22 protein-coding genes and 1 tRNA gene are annotated in these 22,075 nt (G+C 64.4%); 12 read left to right on the top strand and 11 right to left on the bottom strand.

Annotated elements, in window-relative coordinates; genetic code table 11:
• Positions 1-7 precede the first annotated feature (7 nt).
• From KBY85_RS04775 to KBY85_RS04760, 4 genes are all read right to left on the bottom strand, one after another.
• On the bottom strand, positions 8-1,288 hold the full coding sequence (locus KBY85_RS04775) for a competence/damage-inducible protein A (protein WP_254960388.1): 1,281 nt from the start codon (positions 1,286-1,288) through the stop codon (positions 8-10).
• Between the two features lie 4 nt (positions 1,289-1,292).
• Positions 1,293-2,390 (bottom strand): glycosyltransferase family 4 protein, encoded by a 1,098-nt coding sequence (locus KBY85_RS04770; protein ID WP_254960387.1) that lies wholly within the window; start codon positions 2,388-2,390, stop codon positions 1,293-1,295.
• A 64-nt stretch (positions 2,391-2,454) separates the two neighbouring features.
• The gene (gene glyA, locus KBY85_RS04765) at positions 2,455-3,744 is read right to left on the bottom strand and encodes a serine hydroxymethyltransferase (RefSeq protein WP_254960386.1); all 1,290 of its coding nucleotides are present in this window, start codon (positions 3,742-3,744) and stop codon (positions 2,455-2,457) included.
• A gap of 110 nt (positions 3,745-3,854) precedes the next feature.
• Positions 3,855-3,928: transfer RNA gene (locus KBY85_RS04760), tRNA-Arg, on the bottom strand.
• Between the two features lie 64 nt (positions 3,929-3,992).
• Between KBY85_RS04760 and KBY85_RS04755 the strand changes: the two genes are divergently transcribed.
• The 3 genes from KBY85_RS04755 to KBY85_RS04745 are packed head-to-tail and all read left to right on the top strand — an operon-like array spanning position 3,993 to position 4,804.
• Positions 3,993-4,232: a hypothetical protein gene (locus KBY85_RS04755; protein WP_106632274.1), complete on the top strand. Its 240-nt coding sequence runs from the start codon at positions 3,993-3,995 to the stop codon at positions 4,230-4,232.
• Positions 4,229-4,519: a DUF3181 family protein gene (locus KBY85_RS04750; RefSeq protein ID WP_254942928.1), complete on the top strand. Its 291-nt coding sequence runs from the start codon at positions 4,229-4,231 to the stop codon at positions 4,517-4,519. Before KBY85_RS04755 ends, KBY85_RS04750 begins: the two co-directional genes overlap by 4 nt.
• Positions 4,520-4,543: 24 nt before the next feature.
• Positions 4,544-4,804 carry a cytochrome-c oxidase gene (locus KBY85_RS04745; protein WP_254935140.1) on the top strand — a complete coding sequence of 87 codons (261 nt, stop codon included), beginning with the start codon at positions 4,544-4,546 and terminating at the stop codon, positions 4,802-4,804.
• On the opposite strand, the gene murJ is transcribed toward KBY85_RS04745, so the two are convergent.
• The gene (gene murJ / locus KBY85_RS04740) at positions 4,801-6,426 is read right to left on the bottom strand and encodes a murein biosynthesis integral membrane protein MurJ (protein WP_254960385.1); all 1,626 of its coding nucleotides are present in this window, start codon (positions 6,424-6,426) and stop codon (positions 4,801-4,803) included. The two genes, KBY85_RS04745 and murJ, sit on opposite strands and share 4 nt — an antisense overlap.
• Positions 6,427-6,499: 73 nt before the next feature.
• On the opposite strand from murJ, the gene sfsA reads away from it, so the two are divergent.
• The 4 genes from sfsA to KBY85_RS04720 all read left to right on the top strand — a co-directional run bounded on the left by sfsA (position 6,500) and on the right by KBY85_RS04720 (position 10,034).
• Complete coding sequence (gene sfsA / locus KBY85_RS04735) at positions 6,500-7,267, top strand: DNA/RNA nuclease SfsA (RefSeq protein ID WP_254960384.1); 768 nt, start codon at positions 6,500-6,502, stop codon at positions 7,265-7,267.
• Between the two features lie 16 nt (positions 7,268-7,283).
• Positions 7,284-7,991: a GAP family protein gene (locus tag KBY85_RS04730; protein WP_254960383.1), complete on the top strand. Its 708-nt coding sequence runs from the start codon at positions 7,284-7,286 to the stop codon at positions 7,989-7,991.
• Between the two features lie 37 nt (positions 7,992-8,028).
• Positions 8,029-9,225: a 4-hydroxy-3-methylbut-2-enyl diphosphate reductase gene (locus KBY85_RS04725; protein WP_254960382.1), complete on the top strand. Its 1,197-nt coding sequence runs from the start codon at positions 8,029-8,031 to the stop codon at positions 9,223-9,225.
• Positions 9,226-9,371: 146 nt separating this feature from the next.
• A complete protein-coding gene (locus KBY85_RS04720; protein WP_396121815.1) occupies positions 9,372-10,034 on the top strand; it encodes a DUF1997 domain-containing protein in 663 nt (220 codons plus the stop codon).
• Positions 10,035-10,083: 49 nt separating this feature from the next.
• Here the strand turns inward: KBY85_RS04720 and KBY85_RS04715 are convergent, their stop codons facing one another.
• Both KBY85_RS04715 and purH read right to left on the bottom strand, forming a co-directional pair.
• Positions 10,084-10,548 carry a DUF4079 domain-containing protein gene (locus KBY85_RS04715; protein ID WP_254960381.1) on the bottom strand — a complete coding sequence of 155 codons (465 nt, stop codon included), beginning with the start codon at positions 10,546-10,548 and terminating at the stop codon, positions 10,084-10,086.
• A gap of 95 nt (positions 10,549-10,643) precedes the next feature.
• Positions 10,644-12,203: a bifunctional phosphoribosylaminoimidazolecarboxamide formyltransferase/IMP cyclohydrolase gene (gene purH / locus KBY85_RS04710; RefSeq protein WP_254960380.1), complete on the bottom strand. Its 1,560-nt coding sequence runs from the start codon at positions 12,201-12,203 to the stop codon at positions 10,644-10,646.
• 55 nt (positions 12,204-12,258) lie between these two features.
• On the opposite strand from purH, the gene KBY85_RS04705 reads away from it, so the two are divergent.
• Positions 12,259-12,888 carry an alpha/beta hydrolase gene (locus KBY85_RS04705; protein WP_254960379.1) on the top strand — a complete coding sequence of 210 codons (630 nt, stop codon included), beginning with the start codon at positions 12,259-12,261 and terminating at the stop codon, positions 12,886-12,888.
• A 43-nt stretch (positions 12,889-12,931) separates the two neighbouring features.
• Here KBY85_RS04705 and KBY85_RS04700 read toward each other — a convergent pair whose 3' ends face one another.
• Positions 12,932-13,303, bottom strand: coding sequence for a DUF3155 domain-containing protein (locus KBY85_RS04700; protein WP_106632267.1), 372 nt, complete (start codon positions 13,301-13,303; stop codon positions 12,932-12,934).
• A gap of 431 nt (positions 13,304-13,734) precedes the next feature.
• Here KBY85_RS04700 and KBY85_RS04695 point away from each other — a divergent pair, with 431 nt between their 5' ends.
• Complete coding sequence (locus tag KBY85_RS04695; RefSeq protein ID WP_254960378.1) at positions 13,735-14,871, top strand: sensor histidine kinase KdpD; 1,137 nt, start codon at positions 13,735-13,737, stop codon at positions 14,869-14,871.
• Here KBY85_RS04695 and KBY85_RS04690 read toward each other — a convergent pair.
• The gene (locus KBY85_RS04690; RefSeq protein ID WP_254960377.1) at positions 14,828-15,607 is read right to left on the bottom strand and encodes an adenosylcobinamide-GDP ribazoletransferase; all 780 of its coding nucleotides are present in this window, start codon (positions 15,605-15,607) and stop codon (positions 14,828-14,830) included. The two genes, KBY85_RS04695 and KBY85_RS04690, sit on opposite strands and share 44 nt — an antisense overlap.
• Positions 15,608-15,656: 49 nt before the next feature.
• Between KBY85_RS04690 and tgt the strand changes: the two genes are divergently transcribed.
• Together tgt and KBY85_RS04680 are read left to right on the top strand one after the other, a co-directional pair.
• A complete protein-coding gene (tgt, locus tag KBY85_RS04685) occupies positions 15,657-16,790 on the top strand; it encodes a tRNA guanosine(34) transglycosylase Tgt (protein ID WP_254960416.1) in 1,134 nt (377 codons plus the stop codon).
• A 29-nt stretch (positions 16,791-16,819) separates the two neighbouring features.
• On the top strand, positions 16,820-16,963 hold the full coding sequence (locus KBY85_RS04680) for a photosystem II reaction center protein K (RefSeq protein WP_106632264.1): 144 nt from the start codon (positions 16,820-16,822) through the stop codon (positions 16,961-16,963).
• 8 nt (positions 16,964-16,971) lie between these two features.
• Here KBY85_RS04680 and KBY85_RS04675 read toward each other — a convergent pair whose 3' ends face one another.
• Complete coding sequence (locus tag KBY85_RS04675; RefSeq protein ID WP_254960376.1) at positions 16,972-17,697, bottom strand: WecB/TagA/CpsF family glycosyltransferase; 726 nt, start codon at positions 17,695-17,697, stop codon at positions 16,972-16,974.
• Positions 17,698-17,756: 59 nt separating this feature from the next.
• Here KBY85_RS04675 and KBY85_RS04670 point away from each other — a divergent pair, with 59 nt between their 5' ends.
• Complete coding sequence (locus tag KBY85_RS04670) at positions 17,757-21,044, top strand: glycoside hydrolase family 15 protein (RefSeq protein WP_254960375.1); 3,288 nt, start codon at positions 17,757-17,759, stop codon at positions 21,042-21,044.
• Here KBY85_RS04670 and KBY85_RS04665 read toward each other — a convergent pair.
• Positions 21,041-22,033, bottom strand: a complete 993-nt coding sequence (locus KBY85_RS04665) for a Gfo/Idh/MocA family protein (protein ID WP_254960374.1) — start codon at positions 22,031-22,033, stop codon at positions 21,041-21,043. The genes KBY85_RS04670 and KBY85_RS04665 overlap by 4 nt on opposite strands.
• Between the last annotated feature and the right edge of the window lie 42 nt (positions 22,034-22,075).

The raw sequence follows: 22,075 nt of genomic DNA, 5'->3' as shown, positions 1-22,075 counted from the left end.
CTTAAGCCTAAAGCTGCGCCCCGGGGGCGTCGGCCAGCCGCAGGCGCAAGCGATTGAGCGCTTCACCGCTCGTCAACCGCTGGATCCAGACCCGGCCACGCGTGGCGCCAAAGCGCACTGCCTCGCTGCTGCAACCATCAGGGCCGGCAATGGCGATATGCACAAGTCCTACCGGCTTCTCAGTGCTGCCACCCCCCGGGCCGGCGATGCCGGTCACAGCAATTGCCCAGGTGGCACCAATTGCACGGCGAGCGCCCTCAGCCATGGCGATAGCCACCGGATCGCTCACGGCGCCTTGGCTCTCAAGCAGCGCCGGCGGCACCCCAAGCAACGCCTGCTTAATCGAGTTGGCATAGGCAATCACGCCACCAACAAAGCCATCAGAGGCTCCGGGCACCGCCGCCAGTGCCGCCCCCAGCCCCCCGCCAGTGCAGCTCTCAGCTACAGCCAGCGTCTCACCGCGGCGGCGCATCTGCTCAAGCACCACACTGGCCAGGCTGTCGTCATCGGCGCCGAAGCAGGCCCTCCCGGAGCGGGCCCGGATCTGCGCCTCAAGCGGAGCCAGCAGTACCTGGGCTTCAGCAACGCTGCCTGCCCTGGCCGTGAGTCGCAGCTTCACTTCACCGGCGCCGGCGTAGGGAGCCACAGTTGGGTTTTCTAGAGCCAGCAGATCGGCCATCTGCTCAGCCAGAGCCGACTCGGAAACGCCCCAAAAGCGCAACATGCGACTGGCGAACACCCCCTCAGCCAAACCAGCTGAGCGCAGCCATGGCTCTGCGGTGCCAGACCACATCGCCTCCATTTCGCTTGGCACGCCAGGGAAAGTGAGCACCGTGAAACCTGGCTGAATGCCCGGGGCCGCAGGCGGGGTCCAGATCATGCCGGGGGCGGTGCCGGTGGGATTTGGCAACACCGCCGCCCCTGCGGGCAGAAATGCCTGCTTGCGGTTACTGGGGGAACAGAAACGGCCGCGCGCGCCGATGCGGGCCTGGATGTCAATCCAGATCTCTGGGTGCTCCACCAGGGGCGTGTCAAAGGCAGCAGCGATAGCTTCTGTGGTTAGGTCGTCTGGGGTCGGGCCGAGGCCGCCGGTTGTGATCAACACCCGGCAGCGACCTGCCGCTTCCCGAACCGCGGCCATCAGACGCGTGCGGTTGTCACCAACCACGCTCTGGCGCTGGTGGGCGATGCCCAGGGCCGCCAGCTGCTCCGCCAGCCAGCGGGCATTGCCATTGGTGATGTTGCCGAGCAGTAGCTCGGTGCCGATGCAGAGAATCTCGGCGCTCACAGCCTCACAGCTCCCGAGTGGCCGCAGGCTGCTGCAAGGCCCGGCGAGTGCTAACCAGCACCCAGATCAGCACCGCAGTAGCCAGGGCCAGCCAGAGAAAGCGCAATTCAGCATTCACCAGCACCAGGGCCAGGGAGCCCAACCACTGGGTGAAGGCATAAATGAGCAACACGGTGCGGCGATGGCTCAGTCCCGTCCTCAGCAGCCGGTGGTGCAGGTGGCGTCGATCGGGATAGAAGGGAGAGTGGCCTTCGCTGAGGCGCCCCATGATCACTGCCGACATGTCGGCCAAGGGCAGCGACAGGATCAGCAGAGGTAGTAGCAGGCTGACGCTGGTGAGCCCCTTGGCCGGGCCGACAATGCTGATCGCCGCCAAGGCAAAGCCCAAAAAATAGGAGCCGCCGTCGCCCATGAAGATGCGGGCAGGGTTGAAGTTGTGGCGCAGGAAACCGAGGCAGCTACCGGCCAGCGCCGCGGCCAGCAGGCCAGCAGCAGGCTGATGCAGGCTGAAACTCACCGACAACAAACCCACTGCAGCGATACCGCTCACGCCCGCCGCCAGACCATCGAGACCATCAAGCCAGTTGATGGCGTTGGTGATACCCACCAACCAGATCACCGTTGCCAGCAGGCTGAGCCAATCTGGCAATGGCAGCAGCAGATCAGAGCCTCCCCACCAGCCCATGGGGATCTCGATGTTGCCGATGCGCACACCCTCGTTCCAAGCAACCATCGAAATGGCCAACTGGCCGGCCAAACGGGGCAGGGGCGGCAGGGCATAGAGATCATCTGCCAGCCCGATCAAGAAAAAGCAAAGGGCTCCAGCCAGGGTGGTCCAGATCAACTGGTCCTTTTCAGCGGGAAGGTTGGCGAACCCACCCAAGGCCCAGGTGAGACCCAGTGCTGCACTAAAGGCGATAACAATGCCGACCCCTCCAAGGCGCACCATGGGAGAGGTGTGCTGCTTGCGGGAATCGGGAGCATCCACCAATCCCAAGCGCAAGCCGAGCCGGCGTACCACTGGCACCACCAAAGCCGTGCACAGAGCAGCAACGGCAAAAGTGAGCAAGGCGGCCGCGTTGGGGCTGTAGGCGAGGGTCACTGAACCAGACCGAAGCAAGCCGAAAAATGGCCTTCAGCAACCAGCTTACGGGCGTTGAAGTGGATCAAGCGTGCTGAAGCTCACGCGCTGCTGCGTAAAGCGGGAAGCGCTCACAGAGAGCCGCAACCCGATCGCGGCAGCGCTGCTCAATGGCGCTGTCTTCGGGATTGAGCAGGCGATCAGCAATCACATCGGCCACCTCGCGGAAGGCGGCTTCGTCAAAACCGCGGGTGGTGCAGGCAGCGGTGCCCAGGCGCAGGCCGCTGGTCACGAAGGGCGACTGGGGATCGAAGGGCACCGTGTTCTTGTTGGCGGTGATGTGCACATCACTCACCAGCAGGTCAGCCACCTTGCCTGTCATGCCGATGCCGCGCAGATCCAGCAGCACGATGTGGTTGTCGGTGCCGCCGCTCACCACGGCGATGCCGCGCTCCTGGATGCGCTCGGCGAGGGCCTGGGCGTTGGCAACTACCTGCTGGCTGTAGACGCGGAAGCAGGGCTGTAGGGCCTCACCAAAGGCCACCGCCTTGGCGGCGATCACGTGCTCAAGTGGCCCGCCCTGGCTGCCGGGGAACACGGCCTTGTCGAACTGCTTGCCGAACTCGGCATCGCGGCAGAGGATCAGGCCGCCGCGGGGGCCCCTCAGGGTCTTGTGGGTGGTGGTGGTCACCACGTCGCAATGGGGCACGGGGTTGGGGTGCACGCCCGCCGCCACCAGGCCGGCGATGTGGGCCATATCGGCCAGCAGGTAGGCGCCCACCTCATCGGCGATGGCGCGGAAGGCCTGGAAATCAATGGTGCGTGGGTAGGCGGAGTAGCCGCACACGATCAGCTTGGGCTTGTGCTCCAGGGCCAGCTGGCGGATGGTGTCGAAGTTGAGCTGCTGGGTGTCGGGGTTCACGCCGTAGTGCACGGCCTTGAACCACTTGCCGCTCACGTTCACCGGGGAGCCATGGGTGAGGTGGCCGCCATGGCTGAGGTCCATACCCAGGATCGTGTCGCCGGGCTGCAGCAGGGCCAGGAACACCGCGAAGTTGGCCTGGGCACCGCTGTGGGGCTGCACGTTGGCCCAGGCGGCACCAAACAACTGCTTGGCCCGCTCAATCGCCAGCTCCTCGATCGCATCAACATGCTCACAGCCGCCGTAGTAGCGCTTGGATGGCAGGCCTTCGGCATATTTGTTTGTGAGCACCGAGCCCTGGGCCTCCATCACGGCTCGGGAGGCGAAATTCTCAGATGCAATCAGCTCCAGGTGGGTTTCCTGGCGCTGTAGCTCCTTTTCAATCAGCCCGGCGATGGCGGGGTCTCCGGCAGCTAGGGACTGGTTGAGGGCAGCACCGCCGGGGTTGGTCATGGTTAAGGGTTGAATCGTTTGATGATCGTAAAGACCGGAGCCGGGCATCGGATACCTCAACGTCGAAGCCAACCCACAAAAAAACCGCCCTAAGGCGGTTTTGAAAGAAGCGCGCCTGGAGAGATTCGAACTCCCGACCCTCTGATCCGTAGTCAGATGCTCTAATCCGCTGAGCTACAAGCGCATGGGTCCATTTTCACCGCACGGAGGGCCCATCCGTCAAACACCCCGTCCTCGCCTCCCCATCAATGCCCATCCGCTGGTACGGCCCCGCCAACCCCGAAGACCCCACCTACAGGCACTTCGAACGGATCGTGAACCTGACGCTCCACGCCGCCCTATTCGCCGCCCTGAACAGTGGCCTCTGGTTGGTACAGGAAATGCGTCACCCCTGGGCCCACCTCAACTGGCTCAGCCTGGGTTGGTTGGTGGTGTTGCTGGCTCACGCTGGCGCTGTAGTGGTTCTGCGTCCAACCCCCCGGCCATGACCCTCTCCGCCACAGACCTCAAAGAACTGGAACTGGTCCTGGCAGATCGCCTTTATGTGCAAGTTGCCAGTTGGCACCTCTACCTCGGCGACGCCGGCCTGGCCCAGGCCCTGGCGATCGAATGTTCCGCCCGACTGGACCAGGGGGCGGAGGTGTGCGCACGCCAGGCCCTTGAGGCGGTGCAGGTGCCGATCGGCGCCGGTTCCACCCGGCTGCCCCTGGCTCGGCTGGTGCCCGCCGGCCAGCTGCGGGATCTCGAAGAGGTGCTGGAGCAGTTTTGCCGATAAGGTTGCGGGAACTGGCGACGGGCTGTGCTGGTCATTGAGGTAACCAACGCCCGCGATGTGGTGCGTCAACGCCTGGGTCGCCTGGGCGGACGCCTAATTGGCAAGGTGGTGGACGCCGAGGCCCAGGTTGAAAAAGCCCTGATTCAGGAGCTAGAGACGGCCTTCAAGGAATTTGGCATTGAGGCACGCATCTTTTCGGTGGACGGCCCCCGGATGCTGGGTCGCTCCCACCTGGAGATTCCAGTTCAGGTGCGAGCTGAACGGGACGTTCGCCTCGACCCCTAGCGACTGGCGCCAATTCGAGGCAAGCGATCCCGCAACTGGTCGGTCAGATCCTTGACCTCTGGCACCTGGGCAAGGCTGGCCACCACGCCATAGATCAGCACACCCACTCCGCCGGCAAAGCTGCACTCCAGCAGCCGGCCCCAAAGACCAGTGGGCCAGGCCACAGTTACTGACACGCCCCAGGCCACCAGTCCGGCCAGTACGGCAGCACCGAACAGCAGCATCGTGTCGCGCAGCCACAGCCGCAATGGCAGCCCGCCGAGCTTGGTCTGCAGCGCCAGCAGCAAACCCACACAGGTGATCAGATTCACCGCCACGGTGGCCAGCACCAGGCCGGCGGCGCCGCAATAGAGGCCAGGCAGCAGCTGGGTAGCGCCGGGCACCGGTCCGCCCACGAAAGCCCAGCAGAAGAGCGCATTCAGCCCAATCCCCGCCATCGACCAGCGGAACGGGGTAACCCCATCGCCGAGGGCGTAAAACACCCGCACCAGCACGTCGCGAGCCAGATAGGCGGGCATGCCGATGCCGTAGGCCATCAGCAGGTTGCCCACCAACTCCGCAGCACCGGCATTGAAAGCTCCCCGCTCATAGATCAGAGCCACGATCGGCAAAGCCAGCGCCACCATCAACGCCCCCAGGGGCAGCATGCTGGCGTTGGAGAGCATCAGCCCCTGGCGGATACGACCGACCAGCTCAGGTCGATCGTCCGGTGCCGTCAGCCGGGCATAAACCGGCAGTAGCGGCACCAGCAGGGCATTGGAGAGCAGCCCGAGGGGCGTTTGCACGAGCAGGTTGGCGTAGCCCAGACCCGCCGCCGCCGCCGGGATGCCCGAAGCGAAAAACAGGGACACAAACACGTTGATCTGCAGCATCCCCGAGGAGAGGGTGGCGGGCCCCATCACCTGCAGCACCTCGCGCACACCGGGGTCCCGCCAGTCCCACACCAGCTGAAAGCGTTGCAGCCCTTGCCGGGCCAGGGCTGGCAGCTGGATCAGCCACTGCAGCACCGCCCCCAAAGTTGTGGAGCCGGCCAGCACCACGCCGCCAAGCACCGCCGTGGTGGGCAGGGTGATCGCTGCACCGAGCTGCCACCACAGCACAGCGATACCAGCGATCACGGCCACGCTCGAGAGCAAGGGGCTCACCGAGGGCAACCAAAATTCATCAGCAGCATTAAGGGCTCCAAAGCCGAGGCCGATCAGCCCGGCAAATAGGGCCATCGGCGCCATCCAACGCAGCTGCAGTACGGCGATGTCGTGGCGGGTGGCATCCAGGCCCGGGCCCACCAGGGTGATCAGGGGGCCAGCGAACACCAGCAGCAACACCGTCACCCCGAGCAACCCCGCCCCCACCAGGGTGTTGATTGCTGCCAGCACGTAGGCGCCCTCCTGGCGGGGCCGGCGGGCCAGCACGCTCACCATGGCGCTGTGGAAAGGTCCGTTAATGCCGCCCAGCAGGATCAGCAGAAAGCCGGGCAGCACGTAGGCGTAGTTGTAGGCGTCGTAAGCCGCGCCAACGCCGAAGGCTGCTGCAATGGCTTGCTGCCGCACCAAGCCGGCCAACTTGCTGAGGGCAGTGGCCACTGCCACAACCAGGGCAATGCGCCTGAGGGACTTTGCCATCAAGTGGGACCCAAGGCCCGGGAGTTGGCGGCAGTATGGCTGGCCTGCTCCAATCCACCCCACTCCGCCCGCCATGGCCACCTGCGTGCTCAGCCTCGGCCCCCTGGTAGAGGGCACCTTGGTGAAGCGCTACAAGCGCTTCCTCGCCGATATCGAACTAGAAAACGGCGAGCTGGTCACGGCCCACTGCGCCAACACCGGGCCGATGACCGGAGTGCTGCACCCCGGCGGAAGGGTGCGCTTGCGCCACGCCCCTTCCCCCAGCCGCAAGCTTGCCTGGACCTGGGAGCAGGCCCAAGTGCCTGGCGCCGATGGCACGCCCATCTGGGTGGGCATCAACACGGCCCTCCCCAACCATCTGGTGCGGGCCACGATTGAGTCCGGTTGCCTGGAGCCCTGGCTGGGGCCGATCGCAGCCATCCGAGCCGAGGTGCCCTATGGCGAAGGGCGCCGCAGCCGCATCGACCTGCTGCTCACCCCAGCGGAAAACGCCGCCGATGCCAGGCCGATCTACCTGGAGGTGAAAAACACCACCTGGAGCGAAGGGGAGCTGGCCCTGTTCCCAGACACCGTTACTGAACGGGGCCAAAAACACCTGGTGGAGCTGATGTCCCTGCTGCCAGAGAGCCGGTCCGTACTGGTGCCCTGCCTTAGTCGCGGCGATGTGAGCCGCTTTGCCCCGGGCGACGCGGCCGACCCACGCTATGGCGAACTGTTTCGCCAGGCCCTGGCAGCGGGCGTGGAGGTTCTGCCCTGCCGCTACAGCTTCAGCGCCAGCGAGGTGAACTGGCATGGAATTGCGGCTGTGGAAACCCACGGTCCCGCCCTTGGCACTGGCTAAGCGCCACAATCCCGCGATGCTCCCGTTCCACTGGCTCACCCAGACCATCGCCCTGGGCCTGGGCATTTCCTTCAGCCCACTCAACATCGCTCTGGTGGCCCTGCTGCTGCTGGGCCCCAACCCGCTGCGACGCTGCTCCACCTACCTGGGGGGCTGGATACTCGCCAACGGTGGAGCGCTGGCAGCGGTGGTGCTGGTAGGCAGTCGCTTCAGTTGGGCCATGCAGCTGGGCAGCCGCGGCCAGGTGCTGATGGACCTGATCGGTGCCGGAGCCCTGGTGGCCTTGGGGCTGTTCCAGCTAACCCCTGCAGCAGCCATCGGTGAGGAGAGCTGGGCGATGCAACTGATGGGCCAGCTGCCCGAGCTCGACTGGTTTCCCCTGCTCGGGCTTGGGGCCGGCTGTGCCTTGATCAGCCCGGAAAATCTGGTTTTTTACGCCAAGGAAGGGGGCATGTTGCTCACCAACCACACCTCCCTGCGCGGGGATCTGGAGGTGGGCGCCGTATTTGTGGCCGTAACCACCTCGCTACTGCTGCTGCCACCACTGGCCTGGCTGCTGAGCGGCGGCAGGCTGCGTCAGCCCCTGAGCCGCCTCAACGACTGGCTTGTGCATCGGGCCGAATGGCTGGTAGGAGTGTTCGCCCTAGTGCTGGGGGTCTATCTGGGCTGGCAGGGAATTGAGGGCCTCCACCAGATGACCCTGGGAGCCGCAGCTCTGACCTAAGTGGCCCATAGAGTTGATTCACCGAGACCTCGACGCTGTGGATACCCGCGCCTTCAAACGCTCCTTGCACCACTCGGAGCGTTACAACCGCCGAGGCTTCGGCTTGGGCAATGAGGTGGCAGGAAGCCTGGAGCAGGCCTACCAAAGCGATCTGATCGCCAAGCTGCGGGAAAGCGGCTACTCGCTCGAGAGCGGCCGCCTCACCGTGCGGCTGGCTGAAGCTTTTGGTTTCTGCTGGGGCGTAGAGAGGGCAGTGGCGATGGCCTACGAAACTCGGCGCCACTACCCCACTGAACGGATCTGGATCACCAACGAAATCATCCACAACCCTTCGGTCAACGATCACCTGCGCGACATGAACGTGCTGTTCATCTCCGTGGAAGACGGCATGAAAGATTTTTCGGAGGTTGCCAGCGGTGATGTGGTGATACTGCCTGCATTCGGCGCCACCGTTCAGGAGATGCAGCTGCTAAGCGAGCGGGGCTGCCACATCGTTGATACAACCTGCCCCTGGGTCTCCAAGGTGTGGAACACGGTGGAAAAGCACAAAAAGCACTCCTTCACCTCGATCATCCACGGCAAGGTCAAGCACGAGGAAACCCTCGCCACCAGCAGCTTCGCCGGCACCTACTTGGTGGTGCTCGACTTGGCTGAAGCCCAAATGGTGAGCGAATACATCCTCGGCAATGGCGATCGGGAATCATTCATGGCCCGCTTTGCCAAAGCCTGCTCGCCCGGCTTTGATCCCGACCGCGATCTGATCCGGGTGGGCGTCGCAAACCAGACCACCATGTTGAAGAGCGAAACCGAAGAGATTGGCCGCCTGTTCGAGCGCACCATGCTGCAGCGCTTCGGCCCCATTGAGCTCAATGAGCACTTCCTGGCCTTCAACACCATTTGCGACGCCACCCAGGAGCGCCAAGACGCCATTTTCGCCCTAGTTGATGAGCCCCTCGACCTGATGGTCGTGATCGGCGGTTACAACTCGTCCAATACCACCCACCTGCAGGAGATCGCCGTCAGCCGCGGCATCCGCTCCTTCCACATCGACACCCCCGAGCGCATTGGCCCTGGCAACCGCATCGAGCACATGCCCCTAGGGGGCGAGCTCGAAATCGAGCTGCCCTTCCTGCCCGCAGGTCCAATCCGAGTGGGCATAACCTCCGGGGCTTCCACTCCCGACCGGGTGGTGGAAGACGTGATCGAGCGGCTGATCGAACTCTGCGAAGCCTGAGCCGAACCAAGGTGTCCGGGTGTCACAGCGGGCGGCACTTAGGCCCACCGCGGGCTTTACATTGATTAAAAAACGTCTTGAACAAGTCCGGCATCCTGCTGCCAGGGCTGGTCAAACGCCAGGAGTTGCCGTTGTTGCCTTTGTCGTTGTCAACCGCACCAGCCCAACCGTCGTCCAAGGGAGAACTCGGCTCCGGTCTGTTGCTACGCCACAGCGATGATCCGAGGGTCCGGCGCTATGCCAGTGCCTTTGCCGACGTGATGGAAATGCGGGCCAGCGCGCCCGTTGTCTCCGAATACCTCGATCACCACGAGGGTTGGTTTCGCCGTTGCGCTGCCCCGATGACTGTGGAACCCCTCGGCAAGCGGGGCTACGCGCTGACTTTGGGCACCTTTGGCAACTTCGGCTTCGAAGTGGAGCCCACCATCGGCCTGGAATTGCTGCCCCAAAACCAGGGGCTTTACCGAATTCTGACCGTGCCCCACCCCGGCGGCGATCCCAAGCTTGAAGGGCTTTACGACGTCGAGTTCAACGCCTCGCTGCAACTCGACAAAGCCAATGATGCTGCCGTCGCTTCCAACGATCCCCGGCCCCAAACTTTGGTGCGCTGGGAGCTCGACTTGAGCGTCTGGGTACGCCTACCCGGGGTGATCACCCTGCTGCCTGATGGGCTGGTGCAGTCGAGCGGCGACCACCTGCTGCGACAGATCGTGAGGCAGATCTCTCGCCGGCTCACCTGGAAGGTGCAGGAAGATTTCCACGGCAGCCACGATCTGGAGTGCCCACCCCGGCGAAGCGCCCAGTTCTAAATCAACTGGGCTGTCTTTCTTACTTGAGACCTAGAACCGAAGCCAGCACTCAGGCCGGGCGGTTTTCCCAGATTTTGTTGAGGATCTGAAAGCCACTCACCGCCTGCCACAGAAACAGGGTCATCATTGCCATGTTGAGGCCCACATGGACCTTGCGGGCGATCAGATTGCCCTGCTGCATCAGGGAGGTAAGCGACACCGCCAGGGCGATCAAGCAGGTCATGCCAATGCCCACAAGCAGGTGGGGGCCCACAAATAATTTGCCGTTATTGAGGTAGGTAACGGCCATACCGCCGAAGGTACCCAGCACGGTGATCGCCAGGATCAGGCTGCCGATCTGGAAATGGCGCTTGGCAAACTGCCCCTTGATCAGCTGCTTGCGGGTCTCAGCATCTGCGGTGCGGGTTTTCTTGGCCTTGATGCCAAGCAGCATCCCGTAGCTGGAGAGGGCCAGCAGACCCAGCATCAACAGGGGATGGAGGAAGTTGAGGTTGTAGGCGAGGGCTTCGGGCATGGCGTCAGAGGGGGCCAAGGGATGGCTGCGGCAAGTGCCCAGCAGAACAGGACTTATGGAGCGAAACTACAACTCACTGCGCCCCAGCAAGGGCGTTAATGAAGAAAATGACGGCGACCGGTTACCACCATCGCCAAGCCAAGGGCATTGCAGGCAGTGATCGAATCGGCATCGCGCACGCTGCCGCCAGGCTGAATCACAGCAGTGATGCCCTGACCAGCGGCCAGCCGCACGCTGTCATCGAAGGGAAAGAAGCCATCGCTAGCAAGCACCGCGCCCCTGGCCCGATCCCCGGCCGCTGCCAAGGCCAGCCTGGCCGAGCCAACCCGATTCATCTGGCCGGCGCCAATGCCCAGGCTCTGACCACCCTTGGCCACGGTGATGGCATTGGAGCGCACGTGGCGGGCCAGCTTCCAGGCAAAACCGAGATCGTCGAGCTCTTGGGCTGTGGGCTGGCGTTCGCTCACCACCTGCCAGGCCGCGCCATCAACCGGTTGATCGTCTAGCTCCTGTACCAGTACCCCGCCCAGCAGGGTGCGCAGCTGACGCCTGGACGCCAGAGCGATCGCCGCAGGATTCAATTCCAGCAGGCGCAGATTGGCTTTCGTGGCCAGCCGCTCCGATGCCGGTCCGTCAAAGCCAGGCGCCACTACACATTCAAGAAACAGGCTGGTCAGCAATTCGGCGGTGGCTAGATCGACCACACAGTTGATAGCCACAATGCCGCCGAAGGCTGAGAGCCGATCGGCGTCAAGGGCCCGGCTGAGGGCAGCGGCGCCGTTGTGGCCGATTGCTACGCCGCAGGGGTTGGTGTGCTTGACCACAACCGCCGCGGGCTGGGCCCCGGGGCCGTAGCCAAACTCCCGCACGGTGGCTAGAGCCGCATCCAGATCGATCAAGTTGTTGTAGCTGAGCTCCTTGCCCTGCAGTTGCACCGCGGCGCCCCAGCCGGCAGCGGGCTCGCTGTGCCAGGTGGCCTGTTGGTGGGGGTTTTCGCCGTAGCGCAGGCTCTGGCGGGCGGGCAGTTCCAGTCGCAGGGGCGCCGCCACCGCTGAGGGGAGCTCGGCTGCGCCGGCCAGCTGGCCCGCAAGCCAGCTGCTGATCGCCGTGTCGTAGCTGGCGGTGTGCTGGAAAGCTTCCAGCGCCAGCTGGCGCCGCAGGGCAGCGCTGATGGCTCCGGTGCGCAGGCACTCAAGAAAGGGTCCGTATTGGCTGGGGCTGGTCAGCACCACCACATCGGCGTGATTTTTGGCCGCTGCCCGCACCATTGCCGGTCCACCGATATCGATGTTCTCGATGGCGGTATCGAATGCCACCTCGGGGTTGGCAACGGTTTCTCGAAATGGGTAGAGGTTGACCACCACCACGTCGATCGGGGCAATGCCCTGGGCCTCCAGATCAGCCTGGTGGCTGGGCTCGCAGCGGCGGGCCAGGATGCCGCCATGGATGCGTGGGTGCAGGGTCTTGACCCTGCCGCCCAAGATCTCAGGGGCCCCGGTGTGCTCCGCCACCTTGGTGACCTCAAGCCCGGCCGCCTTGAGGGCCGCAGCGGTGCCGCCACTTGAAATCAACTGATAGCCAGCCTCCAGCAGCCCCTCGGCCAAGGGCACCAGGCCCTCCTTATTGGAGACGCTTAGAAGGGCCGTGGGGGCCATGGCTGCCAAACGTGCAGTTATAAGGGCCAACCTACGCAGCAATCGATCCCCCGCCATGAGTAGCCAAACCAGCCAGCCCAACGACCAACTGATCCGCAGTGGCCCGGATCGGTGTGACCGGCGCCTTGTGCTGCTGCACGGCTGGGGAGCGGATGCCGACGACCTGCTCGACCTGGCCGAGGTGCTGGTGGGGCCAGCGGTGAGCGTGGTGGCCCTGCGGGCACCACTGCCGCATCCAAGCGGTAGCGGCCGCCAGTGGTACGACCTGCAACAGCCAAATTGGCCCCAGCTACCTGCCGCTCGAACCCAGCTGCTAGAGCGGCTCCTGGCCCTAGCTGTAGAGGTGCCCCTGCAGCAAACGGCTCTGCTGGGCTTCTCCCAAGGCGCCGCAATGGCTCTTGATGTGGCCACAGCCGGCAGCGGCCTACCCCTGGCCGGCCTGATCGGCTGCAGCGGCTACCCCCATCCCGGCTGGCAACCAACCGCAGCATCCCTGCCAAAAATCCTGCTCACCCATGGCGAACAGGATCCTGTGGTGCCCTACGGAGCCAGTGAGGCCCTAAAAGGGCAGTTGCAACTCGGTGGCATCGACACCGAACTGGTTGGCTTTACAGGCGGCCACACCATTGACAGCTGCCTGTTTCCTGCCCTGCGGAGCTACTTGGCCAGCAAGTGGTCATGCTGAACAACCAGCGGCCCAGATGAGTTCCGCCAGGGCAAAGCCAAGCTCAGACGAAGGCGTATTCGTACTCCTCCATTTCTTCCCAGTCGTCGGCGGCGAGGGCTTCGATGCCTTCGAAAAGCACCTCCTCACCGATGCGGTCGACGATCGTGCGCAGTGAGGGAAACAGGAAATGGTTTTCCTCGGCGTATTGGGCGCTGAACAGGCCCTTTTCGCCCCAGAAGAAGCGATCAGTGGTGTGCTCGTTGCGGCGCACGTTGAGAATTGCTGGGGGCACCAACAGCTCCTCAGCAATGAAGCGGCGTGCTGCCGTGACCGGCTTGTGGGAGCCGGTCTCGAGATTAAAGGTGGGGACATGCGCCAGCACCCGCTGGCCTGCGAGCCGGCGACGGCTAATCCGCTTGCGCTTTTTGGACATTGAACTGCTCCCGAGAAGGAGGAATTAGGAGAAGGAAAAGAAACCGGAGGGGGAACGGACAGTGGGAGCGCAAGACATGCGCAGCGTCCGTGACTCAGCCCACCCGCACCCCCCAAAATTTGGAGAGCGGGGCGACGCCCAAACGTTCTGTTGTCCGAGAGAGTCAGCAGGCCCAGGGGTCAGCGACGCCACACCCCGCCCATTCGGGGTGCAGAACAACAGGAAGCAAGATCGGCGAAAGTTGGATCTGTTACTGCTGTAGCCTGAATTGCCTAAATGGGCAATAGAGGGTGAGGGCGTCACGACGACGAGCAGCTGCCCGCTTGCGGACCGCGCCGTATTGGTCGATACCGCTCATCTTAAGACTTTTTTCTGGTTTTCCCACGCCTTATCCAAACTTATTGGAAGAGGGCCAGGGCTGAGGGCAGCAGATGCAAGTCTCCAACCGCTTTCTCGCCCTACTGCGCTTCCAGCTAGCCCAGTTCGCTGATCGCAGCGACCTCAGCTCCCTAGTGGTTTACGTCACCCAGCCCGGTGAAGCCAACGCCCCCATCCTGGTACCAATCGGTCAATGGCCGAGTGATGGCCGAGCCCTGCCTGCGGTCGAAGCCGGCAGTCCGCTGAGCCTGCCAGCGGAGGAGCGGCGCTGGCTGCCGCTGCGCCATCAAAGGGTGCTGCTGGGCGCGATCCAGGTGGAAACCAGCGTGGTGCCCTGGCCAGACAGCCTGGGGCAGCGGCTCCAGGCTGTCGCCCTGTGTCTTACCGAAGCGCTCTGCCTTGATCTGGAACAACAGCAGTTGCAGCAGACCCTCGAGCAACAGCAAGCCGAAATGAGCCTGCTGTTGCACCAGCTGCGCAACCCTCTCGCCGCGCTGCGCACCTTCGGCCAACTACTGCTGCGGCGCCTCGAACAGGACCAGCAGAACCGACCGCTGGTGGAAGGCTTGCTGGCGGAAGAGCGCCAGCTCAACCGCTACGTGGATGCCCTCAGCCAGCTGGGCCGCCACGAACAAGCCGCCGTAAGCGGCGAGGCGGCGCCACCCCTGCTACTTCCCCCCGGGCTGGTGGGGCCCGAGGGCCAACCCCTGCTCGACTGGCTTCAGCCCTTGGTGCAGCGGGCTGCTGCCACGGCCTCTCTGCAGGGCCGCCCCTGGCATCCGCCATCCTGCTTGCCCAACTGGCACGGGGACAGTGGTGCCGTGGCTGAAATTTTGGCCAACCTGCTGAACAACGCCTTCCTGTACAGCCCCAGCGGCACGGCCATCGGCCTGGACTGCCAAGCCCTGGCGTCAGGGGACTGGCAACTGACAGTGTGGGATGGCGGCGAGCCGATCGCCGAAAACGAGCGCCATGCCATCTTTGAACAGGGTTTCCGGGGGCGGCAGGGGCAGAGGCGGCCGGGGACGGGGCTGGGACTGGCCCTGGCCAGGGATCTGGCCCGCAGCCTCGGTGGCGAGCTCAACCTGGTGTTGCCGCCGGCAGCCGTTGCCCAGCAACTGCCCGAGCGGGGCAACGCCTTTTGCCTCAGGCTGCCAGCCGCGGCCCCAAGCCCAGCAGCAGGGCCATGAGCAGCAGAGCCAGAGCTTCTGTCCATTCGACACAGGCTCCGTAGCTATCGCCGCTATGGCCGCCGAGACGGCGGCCGAGCCATAGGGGCACGAGAACCGCTGGCAGCAAACCCACCCCCTGGGGCCAGGGCCAGCGGGTCCAGGCCGCTAGCCCCAGGGCCAGGGCGAACACCAGCAGGGCCGGCACCAGTTCCGCGGCCAGACCCCGCCAGTGCTGCCGGTGAAAAGCAGCACTGCCCTGCTGCCTCAAATATGGAAACCACTGCATGGCCAAAAGGGGTGACACCCGGCCCCAGAAAGCTGCCCAGAGCATGGCCATCGGGGCAGCGGCCCCTAGGCAAAGCAGGGCTGCTGCCTTGAGCAGCAGCACCACCACCAGGGCCTGCACCCCCGATGCGCCCACCCGGCTATCTGCCATCGCCTCCAAGGCCCTAGGGCCGGCGCCCAAGCCATCGGCCGTATCCATTGCGCCATCAACGTGCAAGCCACCGGTGAGCACCAACCCGAGCGCCAGCACCAAGGCCACCTGGGCTCCAAGGGGCAACCAGCCAGCGGCAAGCCACCAGAAAAGGCCCTGCAGCCCGCCCAGTACCAGGCCGATCAGGGGCGCGAAGCGGGCTATGCGCTCAAAGCGCGGCGGCACTCCTGGCCAGGCAGGCAGCACGGAATAAAACACCCAGGCACCGGCCAGATCGCCCAACCAGCCGGGAATCGCCCCAGAAAAAGACTTCGGCACGGGCTCTAGCAAGCGACACCTAGCGTCGGGACAGCACCTGTTCGGCGCAATCAGCTTCCCACCAGCTTTCTCCTTCGACATCACGGCCCAGTGCAGCCGCACCCGGGCCCGCTGCGGCTGCTTTCACACCCCCCATGGCGATGTCACCACACCGCGGTTCATGCCCGTGGGCACCCTGGCAACGGTGAAAGGGGTTACGGCGTCCCAACTGCGGGACACTGGCGCCCAGATGGTGCTCTCCAACACTTATCACCTACACCTGCAGCCCGGCGAGCAGATCGTGGCGGATGCCGGTGGTCTACACCGATTCATGGGTTGGGACGGGCCGATGCTCACCGATTCCGGCGGCTTCCAGGTTTTCAGCCTCGGCGACATCAACACCATCGACGACCACGGCGTGGTGTTCCGCTCACCGCGCGACGGCGCCCGCATCGAACTCACCCCCGAGCGCTCGATGGCGATCCAGATGGCCCTGGGGGCCGATGTGGCCATGGCCTTCGACCAGTGCCCCCCCTATCCCGCCAGTGAGGCAGACGTAGCCGCCGCCTGCCGCCGCACCCACAGCTGGCTGGAGCGCTGCATCACCAGCCACACCAAGGCCGACCAGGCCCTGTTTGGCATCGTCCAAGGGGGCTGCTTCCCCCACCTGCGCCAGGAGTCGGCCCAGGTGGTGGCCTCCATGGGCCTACCCGGGATAGCCGTGGGCGGCGTGAGCGTGGGCGAGCCCCCCGAGGAAATGCATCGGATCGTGCGCCAGCTGGGGCCGCTGCTGCCTGGTGCCGTACCCCACTACCTAATGGGCATAGGCACCCTGCGGGAAATGGCCATCGCCGTGGCCAACGGCTTCGACCTGTTTGATTGCGTGATTCCCACCCGCCTCGGCCGCCATGGCGCGGCCTTGGTGGGTGGCGAACGCTGGAACCTCAAGAACTCCCGTTTCCGCCACGACCACACCCCCATGGATGCCAGCTGCCCCTGCCCAGCCTGCCGCCAGCACAGCAGGGCCTACCTGCACCACCTAATCAAGAGCGAGGAGCTGCTGGGCAAGATTTTGTTGAGCTTGCACAACATCACCCAGTTGGTGCGCTTCTCCACCGCCATGGGGCAGGCCATCCGGGACGGCTGTTTTGCAGAGGATTTCGCTCCCTGGGAACCGGACTCCCCAGCCGCCCACACGTGGTAGCGTCCGCCACTAGCTCAGTGAATTCCGGGATGGCTACCTACGCCCTGCAAACCCTGGCCCAACTCCCCGAGGCCTACCAAGCCTTCGGACCACTGGTCGACATCCTGCCGATCATTCCCCTGTTCTTTCTGCTGCTTGCCTTCGTGTGGCAGGCATCCGTCGGCTTTCGCTGAATCCGGCCTCAGCCCTGCCTGAGCACCTCCCAGGCAAATTTGGGTAGAGAGAGCATGCGGCGCCAGCGACTGGGCTCCTGAATCAGCCGGTACAACCATTCGATCTGCAGGGCTCCCATCCAAGCGGGGGCTCTTTTTTTGACCCCAGCCCAAACGTCAAAGCTGCCGCCCACGCCCATCCAGAGGCCGCCACTGCGCCCAGGCAGCTGCTGAATCCAGGTTTCCTGGCGGGGTACGCCTAGGGCCGCCAGCACCAGGTCGGGCCGAGCCGCCAGCAGCTGCTGCTCCAAGCCTGGCCAGGCTTCAGCCGGTTGGTAGCCATGGGCGTGGAGCACCAGCTTTAGCCCGGGAAGCTCCTGGCGCAAGCGCGCGGTGAGCTGCTCCATCACCTGCGGTGAGGCCCCCACCAAAGCCACCCTCCAGCCATGGGAAGCCGCGTGAGTGAGCAAATCACGGGCCAGCTCAATCCCAGGACTGCGCCGCACCCGGTAGCCCTGGCGGGCTAGGGCCCAAACCACGCCGGCACCATCTGGAATCACCAGGGCCGCCGCGGCGATGGCAGCCCCCAAGGCTGGATTGGCCTTAGCGGCCATCGTCATCTCAGCATTCAGGGTGACGATCTGCCCACCACTCCGCTGCCGCAGGGCCAAGGCCGCTGCAAACACATCTGGACACACGCTCACCGGCACCCCCAGAACCCTGGTGCGCAGTGGTTCAGTTGTTGTTGATGCCATCAGGGGTGAGGTGGGGGTGGAGAATATATGGCTGGCCTACCACTGGCATAGGGACATCCATGGCGCAATCCCTGCCACTGAACAATCCGGCCCATCAGCCGGAACCCGCCGTTTCAGCCGCCTTGGATCCGGCTCAGGCCTGGGTCCTGCTGCAAGACCTGGATAGTCAAATTGATCGGGTGGTGTTGAGCCGCCAACACCCGATTACGGGACTGCTGCCAGCCAGCACCGCCCATACCGTGCACGGCAACTACGCAGACGCCTGGGTGCGCGACTGCGTTTATTCAATCCAATGCGTCTGGGGACTTGCCCTGGCCCATCGCCGCCTGCGGGGGGCCAGTCGCCGCGTATACGAGCTTGAAGCGAGGGTGCTGCAACTGATGCGCGGCCTGCTCAACGCCATGCTGCGCCAGGCCCCGAAGGTGGAGCGCTTCAAGCACAGCCTGCATCGCCTGCATGCCATCCACGCCAAGTTCGACACGGCCACCGGCGCTGCTGTAGTAGCCGATGACGGCTGGGGGCATCTGCAACTCGATGCCACGGCGCTGTTTCTGCTCCAACTCGCCCAGCTGACCCGCTCAGGCCTGGTGGTGGTGCAAAGCAGCCACGAGCGCGACTTCGTGCAAAACCTGGTGTACTACGTGGCCCGTGCGTACCGCGTAGCCGACTACGGCATTTGGGAAAGGGGCGACAAAGGCAACCACGGCCTCCCAGAGCGCAACGCCAGCTCGATTGGCCTGGTCAAGGCCGCTCTGGAGTCCCTGGAGGGACTCGATCTCTACGGACCCCACGGTGATGGCCGCAGCTGTCTGGTGATCCCCCACGACGCCATCGTGAGGCTGCGCCGGGCTCTAGACGCCCTGCTGCCGCGGGAATCAGCGAGCAAGGAGGTTGACAGCGCCTGCCTAGCGGTGATCGGCTATCCCGCCTGGGCCGTGGACGACCCAGAGCTGCGGCGGCGCACCCGCGCCAAGATTCGCGCCGAGCTGGGTGGGGCCTACGGATATAAACGCTTCCGCCGCGATGGCCACCAAACCGTGGTCGAAGACCACACCCGCCTGCACTACGAACGGGAGGAACTGGCGGAGTTTGAGCACATCGAATGCGAATGGCCCCTGTTTTGGGCTTATGAACTAATCACGGCCTGCTGCGAAGAGCGCTGGGAGGAGGCCCGCCAATGGCGCCAGCGCCTCCATGAAGTGAGCCTGGAGCAAGCGGAGGGCGCCCTGCTCCCCGAGCTCTACCTGGTTCCCGAAGCAGCCATAGCAGCCGAACGACACCAGCCCGGTAGCCAGCGCCGGCTGGCAAACCCCAACGTGCCCTTGCTGTGGACCCAAAGCCTCACCTGGCTCTCAGACCTGTTGCTTGCCGGATTAATAAGTCCAGAAGATCTCGATCCAACCGGGCGACGCCGGCCCAGCACTCTTGGCGCCGACCGGGTGCTGGTGGCGCTGGTGCCAGCTAACGCGGCTATCGCAGCCAGCCTGGAGGCAGCTGGACTGCCCCTAGCCCATGGCCCCAGCTGCACCACAGGCCCCAGCAGTACCAATCCGGGGATCCGCATCGGCGGCTCCCAGGAGCTGGCGATGCGGATGGCCCAGGTAGGTGCAAACCCCGCCCTCGGCCTCAGCGGCCATCCACCCGTCCGGATGGAAACCATGGCTACGGCTCGCCTTTACCGGCAGGGAACCAGCTGTTTTGCGTTTTTCCCAGCCGTGCTGGAGGAAGACACCTTCTACCTGGCAGACGATCCTGAGCAGCTCGTGGACGCCGTGACCGCCGAACTGCGCCTGTTGCAGCGCCACTGGCGCGGAAGCGGCTCGCCGCTGCTGCTGCTACCGATCGCCGAGGGTGCCTTCCAGTCCAACCCAGATGCCTTCCTAAGGCTGGGGCAGCAGTTGCAGGCAGGCCAGCTGGACGGCGTCCCCGTGCAGCTGGCCCCGCTGGCAGAACTCATCGACCAGGGCAGCTGGGTGGAGCTGCCCGACCAAGCGCCGGGGGCCGTGCTTCTGCCGCCTGCACCCATACCCACCCCGTTGCGGGCTGGCACCAGCCAGACCCCCCTTAGCGCCAAGGAGGAGCAAGAACTCGAACGCGAGGACATCAGCATTGGCGAACTCGCCGATCGGCTCTGGCGCAGCTCCTCCCTGGAAGAGCAGGGCGAGGTGCTGGAGCAACTGGTGCGGCGCCTAGGGCCCGACTCCCGGCTGCAGGGACCGGCCGGCAGCCAACCAGTACGCCTGCATGACCTGTTGGAGGAGGTCTACCGCCGCGCCCTGGCCGAAGCCGACTGGAACGTGGTGCGGCGGGTGGCTGGCGCCCTGGACCTGGTCCATCCCCAGCTGGAAGATGCCCTCACCGACCTGCTGGTGCGCCAGAAGCAGGTGGTGGTAGGACGCAATTACACCAGCGATTCGCGCATCAGCGAGCCCCAGGGCAGCGCCAGCATCGCCGCCATGATCCGTCGCTTCAGCGGCGAAGACGGCCGTGAATGGATGCTGCAGCAGGAATTGCTACTTGCCCTCGACAGCCTGGCCCGCCACGAGCCGGCCCTGCTGAGCGGCAGCCTCACCCTGCAACTGGGCCAGTTGCTGCTGTTGCTCACCGGCGAACTGGCCAGCGAAGCCGGGCTCAACCCCATCGACGCCTTCGAGGCCCTTTGCGATCAGCCCCCCCACGCCATCCAGCGCCGGCTGCGGACCGTGCTGGCCGACCTGGAACATGCCAAAGCCTCCCTGCAGCGCCAGGAGCAACTGCATGTGAGCGGCCGGGTGCGTTGGGACGTTCCCGATCCCCTGGCAGAGCTACCCAAGGGCGGCTGCTGGCTGCAACACCGGCTGCGCCTCGGGGCCCTAGGGCGCGTACCCCGCGATTTCTATCCCGGCATCTGGGATCTACTGCACCACTGCCACGGCATCGTCATCGGCGACAAGCTGGAGAAGCGCAACCGACTGGACAGCGGTCCCCTATTGAGTGAAAAGACACCTGGCGAACGTAATTTCGCCGCCCTTGTCGATCACCTGCTCAGCAAAATCGAAGCGCCGGACTATCGCCAGCTATGCACGGAGACCCTGCTCACCTTGATCACCTTTATGGGTGCTAATCCCGAGGTGGTATTTGACGACGACCTGGTGTTAGACGTGGTGATCGGTCACGCCGTGCGGGTGGGCTGGCAGCAACGCCACCCGGATATTCCTGAATCCCAATACGGTCTGCATAAGGCAGACGCCTGGGATCAATTTTATCTGGCTTCGCCCGCTGATTGCCGCCGCTGGCAGCTGGCAGCTCTGCGCCAGCTCACTAGCCCAGACATAACCCCAGCAGCAAGGGCAACTTCGACGACCTAGATCGGCGCCTCCAGGCTCATGCAGAGATTTGGCCGCTCGACGCACTGCTCAATCAGGTCGGCCAGCTGCAAAGCCCGGGAAGCCTGCAAGCCATCCACCGCCGGGGTCTCAACACCCCGCACGCACTGGAGGAAATGCTCTAGTTCGGCGTATAGGGGCTCAATGGAGGTGGTACTGACCTCTTCAATTACTCCATCGGATCGGTAAACCAGCTCGCCGTGATCTGCGCTCACCGTCTCGTGAGCGCGGCGATGAATGTGCAAGGTGCGATTAAGAAAATCCGTCTCTACCAAGCTGCCGCGGCAGTGGGCACTAAGGCTGCGAATCTTGCGATGGGCCATCTTGCTGGCCGTCAGGCTGGCAACCACACCGTTAGCAAAGGCCAGGGTGGCGTTGACGTAGTCGATTGGCCCTTCAGCACTGCGACCACCGGCCGCCGCCAGGCGAATCACCGGAGCCCCAGCCAGCTCCAGCACAAGGTCAATGTCGTGAATCATCAGGTCGAGCACCACCGACACGTCATTAGCGCGGTCTGGGTTGGGACTGTGACGGCGCGCTTCAAGCACTACCACCTCCTCATTAGCCACAACCTTGACCAATTCCCGGAAGGCGGGATTGAAGCGCTCGATATGGCCCACCTGCAGCAGACGACCAGCATGCTCAGCCGCATGGATCAACTCAACCGCCTCCTCCTGACTGGCCGCGATCGGCTTCTCGATCAGCACGTGCACCCCGGCCATCAGGCAGGCCAAACCGACCCGGTGGTGAAGCAGGGTGGGCACGGCGATACAAACAGCGTCCACCTCGGGCAACATTTCCTCGTAGGAGGGGAACCAGCGGCAACCGAATTGCTCGGTAGCTAGCTGTCCGCGGCTCCCATCTGGATCAGCCACCCCCACCAGTTCGGCCTCTTTGATCAGGCTCAGCACCCGGGCGTGGTGCCAACCCATGTTGCCGATGCCGATGACACCCACGCGCACAGGGTTCAAGGCAGGGGCTCTCAACTGTCGGCATTATCGGGGGTACGGGGG

Origin of the sequence: Cyanobium sp. BA5m-10, assembly GCF_024346255.1 — a bacterium.
Lineage (GTDB): Bacteria > Cyanobacteriota > Cyanobacteriia > PCC-6307 > Cyanobiaceae > Cyanobium_A > Cyanobium_A usitatum.
This window is presented reverse-complemented; position numbering and strand designations above follow the sequence as displayed.

What these genes read in the sequence shown, in the direction of transcription:
- glyA (WP_254960386.1), bottom strand. Translation starts at nt 3,744, where the DNA reads ATGACCAACCCCGGCGGTGCTGCCCTCAACCAGTCCCTAGCTGCCGGA.
- KBY85_RS04755 (WP_106632274.1), top strand. Translation starts at nt 3,993, where the DNA reads ATGCCCATCCGCTGGTACGGCCCCGCCAACCCCGAAGACCCCACCTAC.
- KBY85_RS04750 (WP_254942928.1), top strand. Translation starts at nt 4,229, where the DNA reads ATGACCCTCTCCGCCACAGACCTCAAAGAACTGGAACTGGTCCTGGCA.
- murJ (WP_254960385.1), bottom strand. Translation starts at nt 6,426, where the DNA reads ATGGCAAAGTCCCTCAGGCGCATTGCCCTGGTTGTGGCAGTGGCCACT.
- sfsA (WP_254960384.1), top strand. Translation starts at nt 6,500, where the DNA reads ATGGCCACCTGCGTGCTCAGCCTCGGCCCCCTGGTAGAGGGCACCTTG.
- KBY85_RS04730 (WP_254960383.1), top strand. Translation starts at nt 7,284, where the DNA reads ATGCTCCCGTTCCACTGGCTCACCCAGACCATCGCCCTGGGCCTGGGC.
- KBY85_RS04715 (WP_254960381.1), bottom strand. Translation starts at nt 10,548, where the DNA reads ATGCCCGAAGCCCTCGCCTACAACCTCAACTTCCTCCATCCCCTGTTG.
- purH (WP_254960380.1), bottom strand. Translation starts at nt 12,203, where the DNA reads ATGGCCCCCACGGCCCTTCTAAGCGTCTCCAATAAGGAGGGCCTGGTG.
- KBY85_RS04705 (WP_254960379.1), top strand. Translation starts at nt 12,259, where the DNA reads ATGAGTAGCCAAACCAGCCAGCCCAACGACCAACTGATCCGCAGTGGC.
- KBY85_RS04700 (WP_106632267.1), bottom strand. Translation starts at nt 13,303, where the DNA reads ATGTCCAAAAAGCGCAAGCGGATTAGCCGTCGCCGGCTCGCAGGCCAG.
- KBY85_RS04695 (WP_254960378.1), top strand. Translation starts at nt 13,735, where the DNA reads ATGCAAGTCTCCAACCGCTTTCTCGCCCTACTGCGCTTCCAGCTAGCC.
- KBY85_RS04680 (WP_106632264.1), top strand. Translation starts at nt 16,820, where the DNA reads ATGGCTACCTACGCCCTGCAAACCCTGGCCCAACTCCCCGAGGCCTAC.
- KBY85_RS04675 (WP_254960376.1), bottom strand. Translation starts at nt 17,697, where the DNA reads ATGGCATCAACAACAACTGAACCACTGCGCACCAGGGTTCTGGGGGTG.
- KBY85_RS04670 (WP_254960375.1), top strand. Translation starts at nt 17,757, where the DNA reads ATGGCGCAATCCCTGCCACTGAACAATCCGGCCCATCAGCCGGAACCC.